Source organism: Rhizobium sp. 01T444, assembly GCF_056398305.1.
In genome coordinates, this window is sequence record NZ_JBFTPD010000008.1 from 60,915 (window position 1) to 74,128 (window position 13,214).

Genomic DNA, 13,214 nt, shown 5'->3' on the forward strand with positions numbered 1-13,214 from the left:
TGCGACCTCACTTGTAGTGCACGCGCCGCTCGATGAAGCGGAACTGGAAAATGGTGAGCAGGATGACGAGCCCCATCAGGATCATGGATTGCGCTGCAGCGCCGGAATAATCGAGGCCCCTGAAGCCGTCGAAATAGATCTTGTAGACCATGAGATCCGTGGCGCGCGCCGGACCGCCCTGGGTCATCACGTCGACGATACCGAAGGAATCCTGGAAGCTTTCAGTGATGTTAATGACGAGCAGGAAGAACAGCGTCGGTGTAAGCAGCGGCAGCTGGATATCCCGCATGCGGCGCAGCGGCCCTGAACCGTCCATGGCGGCCGCCTCGATCAGCGAGCGTGGAATGCCCTGCAACGCCGAAAGGAAGAAGATAAAGTTGTAGCCGATATATTTCCAGGAAAAGGCGACAACGACGGCGATCATGGCATCCTTACCGTCGAGCGCCGGGTTCCAGAGGCCGGGCCAGACCTGGTTGATGACCGACAGAAGACCAGCCTCCGGCGCCAGAATGAATCGGAAGGCAAGGCCGAGAGCGGGAGCGGCAATCGCATAGGGCCAGATGAAGACCGACCGGTAGATTTTATGGCCGCGCAGTTCACGATCCGTCAGGAGCGCCAGGATGAGTGCCAGCCCCATGGCGATAACAGTCGAACTGAAACCGAAGATCATGCTGCGCGTGACGGAGTCCCAATAGATCGGGTCGCTCAGCAGCAGTTTGAAATTGTCGAAACCGACCCAGGCGTTACCGCCGCCCCATGGCTGCTCGAGCGTGAACGCCCAATACAGCGCCTGCGCGCTCGGCCAGTAGAAGAAGACGAAGATCAGCAGCAGCATCGGAAATGCGAAGAGAAGGCCGATCGTCGTCGAGGAGAAAGTGACGCGCTTTTCCATGAGTGGTCGTTTTCGTCCCGGTTTGGTTCTGGCGCGGGCGGCGATGTCGCTCCCGCGGCCGGTAGGGGAATGTGCAAAGACGCACCCGGCACGCCAAAGCGGTCCGGGTGCGTCTCATGTCAGTCGATTAGGGGAGCTGAACGCCCTTGTAGGTCTGCTGGAAGCGACGCAGGAGCTGGTTGCCGCGATCGGCAGCAGTGTCGAGCGAAGCCTGGACATCGGCATTGTTGACGAAGATTGCCTGCAGGCCGTTAGCGATTTCGGTGCGGACCTGGAGCAGGCCACCGAGACGGATGCCCTTTGCAGAGGTGTCGCCAGCCGGGGAAGCGGTCAGGCTCTGAATGGCGAGTTCGCGACCGGCATAGGGAGCCTTGTCGTAGAAGCCCTGCTTCTTCAGGTATTCGAAGCCGGAGTTACGAACCGGGATGTAGCCGGTAACGGTTGACCAGGTGAGGGCTTCTTCCGGCTTTGCGATGAAGTTGAAGAAGGCAGCAGCAGCCTTGTATTCGGCGTCCGAATGACCCTTCAGAACCCAGAGCGAAGCGCCGCCGACGTAGGAGCTGTGACGGGTCGCATCGCCATAGGTCGGGAGCATCGAAACGCCCCAGTTCATGCCCTGCTTGGCGGTACGGCCGACGTTGCCGTGGTCGCCAACCGAGGTCAGGATGACCTGGCAATCGCCAGCAGCGAAGGCTTCAACGAAGGTCTGGCCGACAGCCTTGTTCTTGATGACGGCGAGCTTATTGTCGTACCAGGACTTCAGGTCCTTGACGTAGCTGACGAGCATCGGGTTCTTGTTGAACACCAGCTCGGCGTCGAGGCCTTCAAAGCCGTTCTTCTTCGTAGCGATCGCTTCGCCGTTGACGGCTTCGAACTGCTCAACGTACTGCCAGACTTCGTTGTTGGAGATGTCGAAGCCGAGCGGGCAAGCATAGCCTGCGTCCTTGAGAGCCTTGAAGTCTTCGCCTGCTTCCTTCCAGGTTGCCGGAGCATGGTCCTTGCCGATCTTGGCGAAGGCGTCCTTGTTCCAATAGAGCAGAGCCGTCGAGGAGTTGAAGGGGAAGGAGTACATCTCGCCCTTCGACGTTGCGTAGTAGCCGGCGATACCGGAGAAATAGTCCTTCCAGTCAACATTGTAGCCCATGTCGCTCATGAGCTTGTTAGCCGGGTAGTAGGCGCCCGAAAGCATGATGTCGAGTGTGCCGGCATCCGAAACCTGAGCGATGGTCGGCTGCTTGCCGGCGCGGAATGCAGCGATCGTATTCTGCAGCGAGGCGTCGTAGGAGCCCTGGCTGGTGCAGACGACTTCGTAGTCGCCCTGGGACTGGTTGAAACGGTCGCACTGTTCCTGAACGCGCTTTGCGATGTCGCCCGAGTTACCGAACCAGAAATCAATCTTGGTCTTTTCGGCGGCGGCGGCAGGACCAGCAGCAAGGAAGGCTGTAGCGAGAAGGGCGCCTACGGCGCCGAGAAGCTTGGCTTGCATGAGAACCCTCGAAAAATAGGACGCGCCCCCTCTTGAGCGCACGCCCTATTAACTGGTTCAATTTGCGGTAACCAATGAAGTTTCTATGACATGAATAGAGTAGAAAGTTTCTGTCACAAAATATTCATGTGCAAATTTTGTGAACTTTTCATCGAACATCGATGCCTTACGTTCCCACTGTCCGCTGATGTGATCGCCTATATTCCATTTATATATGAAATATAGCTCGAACGATGAAAGCTGCCGTGCCTATTCAATTCTATTAATAGCCATTATTATTAGGCCGATTTCAAAAATCTCTCGAATGCTCGACCAGAAACAACCTGCTGTCGGGAGAATTCGACCTCGGAAATAGCTTTGCACAGCTGTGCGTTGAGCTGCAAAAATACGACATATGATATTCATTTTGCGACATTTTGATCATTTTGCCTATTTCTTGGGCGCTTTCGGTGTCGGTGAACCGCGTATCCAAGTTCCTGCGCCTGCCAGTTTCTCGCTATCGTCTGACTGGGCCAGAGGCCAGTCATCTTGCATGCGATAGTTTTCCGGCCTCCAGAATGCGTTTTGCGAGTTTCAGATGCGGCAGATCGAGCATGCGCCCGTCGATCTGAATGACGCCGGTGTCCGGTGAAGCGGCGAAGGCGCTCACGACTTTTTCTGCCCAGGCAATCTCCGCCGCGTCCGGTGTAAAGGCGCGGTTGATCGGTTCGACCTGGCTCGGATGGATTGCCATCATCCCCGAGAAACCGTCGCGCCGTGCGCGTGCAGCATAGGCCGCGAGACCGTCGAGATCGCGGAAGTCGGGATAGATGGTCTCGATGGCAGGAACCGCGGCGGCGTGCGCGCCAAACAGCACCAGGGATCGGGCCAGCTCATAGGGGGCGGTATAACGTCCGTCTACCTCACGGGCGGTCGCAGCGCCGATCGTGGCAGGCAGATCTTCCGCGCCCCAGGTCAGCCCGAAGAGATGAGAGGCGACATCTCTGTAGCTGCCGATCTCGAAGATGGCGGCCGGTGTCTCCGTCGCGATCGGCAGGATAGGGACAGCGGATGACAGGCGGCCTGCGAGCTGGCGTACCGAAGCTGCGCCTTCGGACTTCGGCAACATGATCGCGAAGGGATTGATATCGCCGAGCGCAACGAGATCGTCTTCACAGGCTGAGGTAGTGAGGGGATTGATGCGAATAATAAGCGTCGCATCAGTTGCGCGGCGTGCGACGAAGTCGTGTACGGCGTCTCGCGCCAACGGCTTGTTCCGCGCGGAAACCGAATCTTCCAAATCGAGGACGACGGCATCGACGCCGCAGGCGAGGGCCTTGTCAAAACGCTCCGGCCTATCGCCGGGCACGAACAGCAGCGAGCGCAGCCTCATGACGGCTTCACCTGCAGCATGGCCGTGCGCAGGCACTGGCAGACGATCTCGTTTCGCTGGTTCAGCGTGATATGCTTGAACGTGACGATCCCGGCATCGGGTCGCGAGTTGGAGCGCCTGAGCTCCGTCACTTCGGTTTCCACACGAAGCGTATCACCAATGAAAACCGGCTTCGGCATCGTCACCTTGTCGTAGCCGAGATTGGCGACCAGCGTGCCGAGTGTAGTGTCACCGACTGAGAGGCCGACGGTGAGCGCGAAGGTGAAGGTGCCGTTGACCACGATGCGGCCGAATTCCGTACCCGCCGCATAATCGGCGTCGAGATGCAGTGGTTGCGGATTATGGGAGAGCGTCGTGAAGAGCAGGTTGTCGGTTTCCGTGACCGTGCGGCGGATCTCGTGGGCAACCCGGTCGCCGACCGTCCATTCGTCGAAGTAGCGGCCGGCCATCAGTGCTCTTCCTTCATGACGTTGACCACGAGCTGGTTTTCCGAGACCCGGGCGCCCACGGAGACTGGCAGCTTGCCGACCAGGCCGTCAAAGGGTGCGCGCAGCGTATGTTCCATCTTCATCGCCTCAACCGTCAGCAGCCTGTCGCCTTTGACAACGTGATCGCCCTCCGCGACATCGACGGAAATGACGAGCCCCGGCATTGGCGAAAGGATTGCGCCATCGCCGGCGCCCTGATGCGCTTCGACTTCACTGGCGAGGGGAAGGCCGATCGGCCAGGCATTGCCGCCATTGAAGAGGACCGTCATATCGCCGGACTTGATGGCATTGGTGTCGAGACCGGAGCGGACATGCCCCCAATAGAGATGGTCGTCGATGCGAACACGCGCGCGGCTATCGCTTGCTCCCGATATGCGCAGGCCGGCGAGGGCCGACCAGGGATCGGTCCCTTCCTTTGCTGCCAAGGCCGTCGCCGCCCTGTCGATAGTCGTCTCGTCGGGCTCCTTCGGCAGCAAGGTCTCTCCGTGACGGTCGAGAAAGCCCGTATCGATCTTTGCCACGCGGAAATCCGCGTCGGCGGCAATGCGGGCGAGCAGGCCGGCATTGGATTTCACCGGCCAGACTTCGATGCTTTCGCAGGCCCTGGTGAGCCTGGCGAGGGCTGCGTCACGATTTGGGCCGTGAGCGATGATCTTGGCGATCATCGGATCGTAGAAGGCGGTGATCTCGTTGCCTTCCTCGACGCCGCTGTCGACCCGGACATTTTGGGGCAAGCGCAGATGATCCAGGCGGCCGATCGAGGGCAGGTAGCCGGCAGCAGGGTTTTCGGCGTAAAGGCGAGCCTCGAAAGCCCAGCCGTTCATGAGGATATCGTCTTGCTCCTTCGGCAGCCGCTCGCCGGCGGCGACCTTCAATTGCCAGAGTACCAGATCCTCACCGGTGATGGTTTCGGTGACGGGATGCTCCACCTGCAGCCTCGTGTTCATCTCCATGAACCAGATACGGTCCGGGCGCAGGCCCTCCGAGGCATCGGCAATGAATTCGATGGTGCCTGCCCCGATATAGTTCACCGCCTTCGCAGCCCTGACCGCCGCCTCACAGATTGAGGCGCGGGTGGCGGCGTCGAGGCCGGGAGCGGGGGCCTCCTCGATCACCTTCTGGTGCCGGCGCTGCAGCGAGCAGTCGCGTTCGAAGAGGTGGACGCAATTGCCGAAGCGGTCGGCGAAGACCTGCACCTCGATATGGCGCGGATTGGCGATATAGCGCTCGATCAGCACGCGGTCGTCGCCGAAGGACGAGGCCGCCTCGCGACGGCAGGAGGCGAGCAGTTCGGCAAAGTCTTGCCGCCGATCGACGCGGCGCATACCCTTGCCACCGCCGCCGGCGACAGCTTTGATGAGCACGGGATAGCCCGTCGCATCCGCCTCCGCAGCAAGCCTTTCTCCGCTCTGATCCGCTCCCATATAGCCAGGTGTGACCGGCACGCCGGCGGCCTGCATCATCTGCTTGGCAGCATCCTTCAGCCCCATGGCACGGATCGCGGCAGGTGGCGCACCAACCCAGATAATGCCGGCATTCTCGACGGCTTCGGCAAATTCGGCATTTTCCGACAGGAAGCCGTAACCGGGATGGATTGCGGCCGCGCTCGTCCTGCGGGCGGCCTCCAGAATACGCTTCTGTGAAAGATAACTCTCGCGAGCAGGCGCTGGGCCGATGGCAAGAGCCTCGTCCGCCTCTGCCACGAAGGGCAGGCCGGCATCGGCCTCTGAATAAACGGCAATGGTGCGGATGCCGAGGGCTTTCGCCGTGCGGATGATCCGACGAGCGATTTCACCCCTGTTGGCTATGAGCAAGCTTTCCATCATCGCGCCACCTCACATCCGGAAGACGCCGAAGCGCGGCCCTTTGGGGATCGGCGCGTTCAGGCAGGCGGAAAAGGCAAGGCCCAGCACATCGCGCGTCTGGCGCGGATCGATGATGCCGTCGTCCCAGAGACGTGCGGTGGCGTAGTAGGGATTGCCCTCGGCCTCGTAACCGGCGCGGATCGGCGCCTTGAAAGCTTCTTCATCTTCCACCGGCCAGCTTTCGCCGCGCGCCTCCATCGCATCACGGCGGATGGTGGCAAGCACGGAGGCCGCCTGCTCGCCGCCCATCACGCTGATACGGCTATTCGGCCACGTGAAGAGAAAACGTGGGCGATAGGCGCGGCCGCACATGCCGTAATTACCGGCGCCGAAACTGCCGCCGATGATGACGGTGACCTTGGGTACGGTGGCAGTCGCAACCGCGGTGACGAGTTTTGCCCCGTCCTTGGCGATGCCGCCTGCCTCATAACGGCCGCCGACCATGAAGCCCGATATGTTCTGCAGGAACAGCAGTGGCACGCGGCGCTGGCAGGCAAGCTCGATGAAATGCGCGCCCTTCAACGCGCTTTCGGAAAACAGCACGCCGTTATTGGCGATGATGGCGACCGGCATGCCCCAGATACGGGCAAAACCGCAGACCAGTGTCGCGCCGTAGAGCGGCTTGAATTCATGCAGTTCGGAACCATCGACGATGCGGCCGATAACCTCACGAACGTCATAAGGCGAGCGCACATCCTCCGGGATGATACCGTTGAGATCTTCCGGATCGAGTTTTGGCGGACGCGGTGCCCGAATGTCGATGTCGACTGATTTCACGCTGTTGAGGCTGGCGACGATATCGCGCACGAGAAGCAGCGCATGCTCGTCATTTTCGGCGACGTGATCGACGACACCGGAGCGGCGGCCATGGGTTTCGGCGCCGCCGAGCTCTTCGGCCGAGATGATCTCGCCCGTCGCGGCCTTCACCAGCGGCGGGCCGGCGAGGAAGATCGTACCCTGATTGCGAACGATGACTGTCTCGTCGGACATGGCAGGCACATAGGCGCCGCCCGCCGTGCAGCTTCCCATGACGCAGGCAATCTGCGGAATGCCTTCGGCCGACATCTGTGCCTGATTGTAGAAGATCGCCCCGAAATGATCGCGGTCGGGAAAGACCTCGGCCTGATGCGGGAGATTGGCGCCGCCGCTGTCGACAAGGTAGATACAGGGCAGCCGGTTCTGCATGGCGATCTCCTGCGCCCGCAGATGTTTCTTCACCGTGACAGGGAAATAGGCACCACCCTTCACCGTCGCATCATTGGCGACGATCATCACCTCGCGGCCGGAAACGCGGCCTATGCCGGTAATGATGCCGGCACCCGGCGCCTCGTCATTATACATGCCGTTCGCCGCCAGCGTGCCGATCTCCAGGAAGGGGCTGCCGGCATCGAGCAGCAACTGGATGCGATCGCGCGGCAGGAGTTTACCTTTGCCGGTGTGGCGCTCGCGCGCTGCCTGCGAGCCGCCTTCACGGGTCTTTGCTGAGCGGTCGTAGAGCTCGTCGATCAGTCCTTTATTGTTGATTGTGTTGGTCTTGAAGGTCTCGCTGCCGCGATCAATGTCAGAGGAAATCACCGTCATGATGCGATGAGCTCCCGGCCGATCAGATAGCGGCGGATCTCGTTGGTTCCGGCGCCGATATCGTAAAGCTTGGCATCGCGCAGGAAACGTTCGACCGGCCACTCCTTGGTATATCCGGCGCCGCCGAGCGCCTGGATCGCCTCCAGCGACACTTTCACGGCATTCTCGCTGGCAAAGAGGATCGCGGCCGCCGCATCTGTGCGGGTCGTGCGGCCGGCATCGCAGGCGCGGGCGACGGAATAGACGTAGGCGCGCGATGAATTCAGCGCGACATACATATCGGCGATCTTGCCCTGCATCAGCTGGAAGTCGCCGATCGCCTTGCCGAACTGCTTGCGCTCCCGCACATAGGGCAGCACCACGTCGAGGCAGGCCTGCATGATGCCAAGCGGACCGGCGGCGAGCACTGCACGCTCATAATCGAGGCCGGACATCAGGATCTTCACGCCGTCGCCTTCCCGGCCCATCAGTGCTTCTGCCGGCACCTCGCAATCCTGAAAGACCAATTCCGCCGTATCGCTGCCGCGCATGCCGAGCTTGGAAAGCTTTTTTGAAACGCTGAAACCGGGCATCCCTTTCTCGATGATGAAAGCTGAAATACCTTTCGGTCCAGCGGCCGGTTCGGTCTTTGCGTAGACGACGAGCACATCGGCATGCGGCGCATTGGTGATCCAGTACTTCGTCCCGTTAAGGAGGTAGCGATCACCCTTGCGTTCCGCCTTGAGCCGCATTGAAACGACATCCGAGCCGGAGCTGGCTTCTGACATGGCAAGCGAGCCGACATGTTCGCCGGAAATCAGCTTTGGCAAATAGCGTTGCTTCTGCTCCGGTGTGGCCCAGCGGCGGATCTGGTTGACGCAGAGATTGGAATGGGCGCCGTAGCTCAAGCCGACGGAGGCCGAGGCACGCGAGACTTCCTCCATAGCAACGACATGTTCGAGATAGCCGAGACCGGCACCGCCGAATTCTTCTTCCACGGTGATACCGTGCAGGCCGAGCGCACCCATCTGCGGCCAGAGCTGGCGTGGAAATGTGTTGCTTTCATCGATCTCCGCTGCGAGCGGAGTAATCGTATCGGCGGCAAATCGCGCCGTCGCCTCGCGGATCGCGTCCGCGGTTTCGCCCAGCGAAAAATCAAACATGGCATTCCTCCCGCTATAATATGTAGCGCGGGTTGCTGCCGCTTCAAAGCTCCCTCGAACGAAGCCTATTCCCACGGCGCCGATTTCGCCTCCTCGCGGCGGAAGGCGTCGGGGCTCTTGCCCATCCATTTCCGGAAGGCGCGAAAGAAGGCGCTGGGTTCGGAATAGCCGAGCTGCACGGCGATTTCGCCGATGGTCTTCGACGTGTTCAATAGCGCGTCGATGGCAAGGTCTCGGCGGATATCGTCCTTGATGCCGGCATAGCTCTGGCCCTCGTCATGCAGGCGATGGCGGAGCGTCGAGGATGGCAGGCGCATCTCGGCAGCGAGCGTCTGGAAGCTCGACCAGGCGGCGGGAGAGGTTTGCGAGAGACGACGGCGCACGGCAGCAGCAATGCCGGCATCATAGCGATAGCGCACGAGGATATTGGCGGGCGCGCCTCGCAGAAATTGCTTCAATGCCTGTTCGCTGCGCGAAATCGGCAGATCGAGCAAAGTGCTGTCGAAACCGAGCCGGCTGATCGGTTGCGAGAAACGTACCGGCGCACCGAAAAAGAGCCGATAGTCGGCACCCTGGTTTGGCTCTTCGCATCGGAAATCGACAAGGCGGATCGGGATACGTCGGCCGACAAGCCAGCAGATGATGCCATGCAGGATGATCCAGTAGGTACGATAGGCGAAGGCCGAGCGCGGCTCGCCTGCGTCGCGAAGCTCAATCTGAGCCAGCCCGTCGCGGATAACGAGCGTACCACGCGGATCGTCCAGCACCACGTCGAGGAAACGCAAGGCCCGCCGCAGGGCATGGCCGAGCGTGGGCGCGTGCAGCACGCAATGACAGAGCAGGGTGAAGCTGCCGCTACGCATCGGTCGGGCGCCCATGCCGAAGAATTCGTCGTCGAGTTCGGCGGCGATCGCTAGCCACAATGCACCATAGGCCTCAGCTGAAACCGGTTGATCGATCCGCTGCGGCAGGCCGAGCTTGGTCAGAAGAGACGCCGTCGGCTTCCCAAGGCGGCGCAGGCTGTCGAGAGCTTCCTCGACGAAGCCCGGTGCGATCATGCGTCGCTCGATTTCGGCCATCGCTGCTTCACTCCGGCAAACCATATGGCAAAACTGGCCGAAATAATGGGGCAATTCTGTCATCGCTTGCAATAGGGCGAGGGAATAGAATCTCTGTTCAGGCGGACTCTGGAGGAGATGTCCGCCGAGCAGGGAGGAGCGATCCGTGCAAATCCGCGGCGCAAGTTTCATTGTTACCGGTGGCGGCTCAGGGCTCGGGGCGGCAACGGCACGCATGCTCGTCGAAGCCGGCGGGCGCGTGACGATTGCCGATCTCAATCTCGATGCAGGCGAGGCGATCGCTCGCGAACTGGGACAGGATGCGCGCTTCATCAAGGCCGACGTGACCGATGAAGAGGACGGTGCGGCGGTGATTGCCGCGGCCGTGGATGCTTTCGGCCCGCTTCGCGGGCTTATCAACTGCGCCGGCGTAGCGCCGGCCGAGAAAGTTGTCGGCCGCGAGGGACCGCACCGGCTGGAGAGCTTTGCCCGTACGATCGGCATCAATCTCATCGGTACCTTCAACATGATCCGGCTTGCCGCCGCCGCTATCGAGGCTGTGCAACCGGATGCGGAGGGCGAACGGGGCGTGATCGTCAATACGGCCTCGGCCGCCGCCTTCGACGGACAGGTCGGTCAGGCAGCCTACGCCGCCTCCAAGGGCGGTGTCGCCGCGATGACGCTGCCGATCGCCCGCGAGCTTGCGCGTCACGGCATCCGCACCGTGTCGATCGCGCCCGGCATTTTCGAAACGCCGATGATGGCCGGCATGCCGGCGGAGGTGCGGGAAGCACTTGGCAAGAGCGTGCCTTTCCCACCACGTCTTGGGCATCCGGCGGAATTTGCCGCGCTGGTGCGTCATATCCTGGAAAACAGCATGCTGAACGGTGAGGTCATCCGCCTCGACGGCGCATTGCGTATGGGCGCGCGCTAAGCGCCTGGCCCGAAGGAGGAAACATGACCCTGCAGGATCCTATCGTCATCGTCGGCGCGGCCCGCACGCCGATCGGCAGTTTTCAGGGTGAACTCAAGGATGCTGCGGCCCCTGAGCTCGGCGCAACCGCAATCCGCGCGGCCCTGCAACGCAGTGGCGTCGAGGCGGATGCAATCGAGGAGGTCGTTTTCGGTTGCGTACTGCCGGCCGGACAGGGCCAGGCGCCAGCCCGCCAGGCGGCGATCCATGCCGGGCTGCCCTTTGCGACAGGGGCAAGCACCGTCAACAAGATGTGCGGCTCCGGCATGAAGGCGGTTATGATGGCCCATGACCTCATTGCGGTGGGAAGCGCTTCCGTGGCGGTCGCGGGCGGCATGGAAAGCATGACCAATGCGCCCTATCTCCTTGATCGTGCCCGTGCCGGTTACAGGCTCGGCCATGGGCGGGTCGTGGATCATATGTTCCTCGACGGGTTGGAGGATGCATATGACAAGGGGCGCTTGATGGGCAGCTTCGCGGAGGATTGCGCCGAAGCCTATCAGTTTACACGCGAGGCGCAGGACGCCTATGCGGTCACGTCGCTGACGCGGGCGCAGAAGGCGATTGCCGAAGGCTATTTTGACAGCGAAATCGTGCCCGTAACGGTGAAGTCCGGCAAGGCCGAGCACGTGGCAAGCCGTGACGAACAGCCGGGTAAGGCGCGGCCTGACAAGATCCCGACCCTGAAGCCGGCCTTTCGTGACGGCGGCACAGTGACGGCCGCCAATTCCAGTTCGATTTCCGATGGTGCGGCGGCGCTCGTTCTGATGCGGCGCTCGGAGGCGGATCGCCGCGACCTGAGGCCGCTTGCCACCATCCTCGGCCATGCCACGCATTCGCAGGCCCCCAATCTCTTCGCCACCGCGCCGATCGGCGCTTTGAAAAAGCTTTCGGATCGCACCGGCCTGCCGCTCTCCGAGGTTGATCTCTTCGAAATCAACGAGGCCTTTGCCGTCGTTGCTATGGCGGCGATGCGCGACCTCGACCTGCCGCATGAGAAGGTCAATGTACATGGCGGCGCTTGCGCGCTTGGCCATCCGATAGGTGCGTCCGGAGCCCGTATTCTGGTGACGCTTCTGTCGGCGCTGGAGCGTTACGACCTGAAGCGCGGCATGGCCGCACTTTGCATCGGCGGCGGTGAGGCAACCGCCGTCGCCATCGAGCGGCACTAGGGAAGGAGGAGGGCCAATGATCCTTTCCGAACTTCAGCAGCAGATCCGCGATCTTGCCCGCGACTTCGCCCGCGAGCGGCTGGCGCCGGGCGCGGCCAAACGCGACCGGGAATCTCTTTTCCCACGCGAAGAGTTGAGGGAGATGGGCGAACTCGGTCTGCTTGGCATGCTCGTGCCGGAGACCTATGGCGGATCGGATACTGGCGTCATCGCCTATGCTGCGGCACTGGAAGAGATCGCCGCCGGCGACGGACCCTGCTCGACCATCATGAGTGTGCACAGTTCGGTAGGCTGCGTGCCGATCCTGAAATTCGGCAATGAAGAGCAGCGGCAACGTTTCCTGCCGAAGCTTGCCAGCGGCGAGTGGATCGGCGGTTTCGCGCTGACGGAGCCGCAGGCGGGCTCGGATGCCTCGAATCTGAAAACGCGGGCGCGGCGCAACGGCCATCATTATGTGCTCGACGGCGCCAAGCAGTTCATCACCTCGGGCAAAAACGGACAGGTCATCATTGTCTTTGCCGTCACTGATCCGGATGCCGGCAAAAAGGGTATCACCGCCTTCATCGTGCCGACCGATACGCCGGGTTATGAGGTTATCCGCGTCGAGGAAAAGCTCGGCCTGCATTCCTCCGACACCTGCCAGATCGCCTTCACCGGCATGCGCGTTCCGGCCGAGCTCAGGCTCGGCGAGGAGGGTGAGGGCTATCGTATCGCGCTTGCCAATCTGGAGGGTGGGCGGATCGGAATTGCGGCGCAGGCCGTCGGCATGGCGCAGGCGTCTTTCGAGGCGGCGCGCAATTATGCTCGTGAGCGGACTGCTTTCGGCAAGCCGATCGTCGAACACCAAGCCGTGGCCTTCCGGCTCGCCGACATGGCGACGCGGATCGAGGCGGCGCGCCAGCTCGTCTTCCATGCGGCCTCGCTAAGGGAGGCGGGACAGCCATGCCTGTCGGAGGCTTCGATGGCCAAGCTCTTTGCCTCTGAGATGGCCGAGCGTGTCTGCTCAGATGCGATCCAGATCCATGGTGGCTATGGTTACACAGCCGACTATCCGGTTGAGCGGATCTATCGCGATGTGCGCATCTGCCAGATCTATGAGGGAACAAGCGACGTGCAGCGCATGGTGATCGCCCGCAACCTATAACGATAAGGTCCGGCTTCTGGAGGAGAGGAGCGGGGCCGATA

General features: G+C 61.5%; 11 protein-coding genes. 3 read left to right on the plus strand and 8 right to left on the minus strand.

Annotated features, from left to right (window positions below; all coding sequences use genetic code 11):
• Positions 1–7: 7 nt before the first annotated feature.
• The 8 genes from AC1DTN_RS13910 to AC1DTN_RS13945 form a co-directional block, all read right to left on the minus strand.
• Entirely contained in the window at positions 8–892 is an 885-nt protein-coding gene (locus AC1DTN_RS13910) for a carbohydrate ABC transporter permease (RefSeq protein WP_439017464.1), read from the minus strand.
• Between the two features lie 127 nt (positions 893–1,019).
• Positions 1,020–2,378, minus strand: coding sequence for an extracellular solute-binding protein (locus AC1DTN_RS13915; protein WP_477921458.1), 1,359 nt, complete (start codon positions 2,376–2,378; stop codon positions 1,020–1,022).
• A gap of 523 nt (positions 2,379–2,901) precedes the next feature.
• Positions 2,902–3,750: an HpcH/HpaI aldolase/citrate lyase family protein gene (locus AC1DTN_RS13920; RefSeq protein ID WP_477921459.1), complete on the minus strand. Its 849-nt coding sequence runs from the start codon at positions 3,748–3,750 to the stop codon at positions 2,902–2,904.
• The gene (locus tag AC1DTN_RS13925; protein ID WP_113320683.1) at positions 3,747–4,199 is read right to left on the minus strand and encodes a MaoC family dehydratase; all 453 of its coding nucleotides are present in this window, start codon (positions 4,197–4,199) and stop codon (positions 3,747–3,749) included. The genes AC1DTN_RS13920 and AC1DTN_RS13925 overlap by 4 nt, the downstream gene beginning before the upstream one ends.
• Positions 4,199–6,064, minus strand: coding sequence for an acetyl/propionyl/methylcrotonyl-CoA carboxylase subunit alpha (locus tag AC1DTN_RS13930; protein WP_477921461.1), 1,866 nt, complete (start codon positions 6,062–6,064; stop codon positions 4,199–4,201). The genes AC1DTN_RS13925 and AC1DTN_RS13930 overlap by 1 nt, the downstream gene beginning before the upstream one ends.
• Before the next feature lie 9 nt (positions 6,065–6,073).
• Positions 6,074–7,684, minus strand: a complete 1,611-nt coding sequence (locus AC1DTN_RS13935) for a carboxyl transferase domain-containing protein (RefSeq protein WP_477921462.1) — start codon at positions 7,682–7,684, stop codon at positions 6,074–6,076.
• Positions 7,681–8,826 carry an isovaleryl-CoA dehydrogenase gene (locus AC1DTN_RS13940; protein ID WP_477921464.1) on the minus strand — a complete coding sequence of 382 codons (1,146 nt, stop codon included), beginning with the start codon at positions 8,824–8,826 and terminating at the stop codon, positions 7,681–7,683. The genes AC1DTN_RS13935 and AC1DTN_RS13940 overlap by 4 nt, the downstream gene beginning before the upstream one ends.
• A gap of 65 nt (positions 8,827–8,891) precedes the next feature.
• Positions 8,892–9,968 (minus strand): AraC family transcriptional regulator, encoded by a 1,077-nt coding sequence (locus AC1DTN_RS13945; RefSeq protein ID WP_477921465.1) that lies wholly within the window; start codon positions 9,966–9,968, stop codon positions 8,892–8,894.
• An 82-nt stretch (positions 9,969–10,050) separates the two neighbouring features.
• Here AC1DTN_RS13945 and AC1DTN_RS13950 point away from each other — a divergent pair, with 82 nt between their 5' ends.
• From AC1DTN_RS13950 to AC1DTN_RS13960, 3 genes are read left to right on the plus strand one after another with little or no spacing between them, the layout of a single operon-like run.
• Positions 10,051–10,818: a 3-hydroxyacyl-CoA dehydrogenase gene (locus AC1DTN_RS13950; protein WP_439017470.1), complete on the plus strand. Its 768-nt coding sequence runs from the start codon at positions 10,051–10,053 to the stop codon at positions 10,816–10,818.
• 23 nt (positions 10,819–10,841) lie between these two features.
• A complete protein-coding gene (locus AC1DTN_RS13955) occupies positions 10,842–12,029 on the plus strand; it encodes an acetyl-CoA C-acyltransferase (RefSeq protein WP_477921467.1) in 1,188 nt (395 codons plus the stop codon).
• 16 nt (positions 12,030–12,045) lie between these two features.
• Positions 12,046–13,173, plus strand: coding sequence for an acyl-CoA dehydrogenase family protein (locus tag AC1DTN_RS13960; protein WP_439017472.1), 1,128 nt, complete (start codon positions 12,046–12,048; stop codon positions 13,171–13,173).
• Positions 13,174–13,214: the final 41 nt, after the last annotated feature.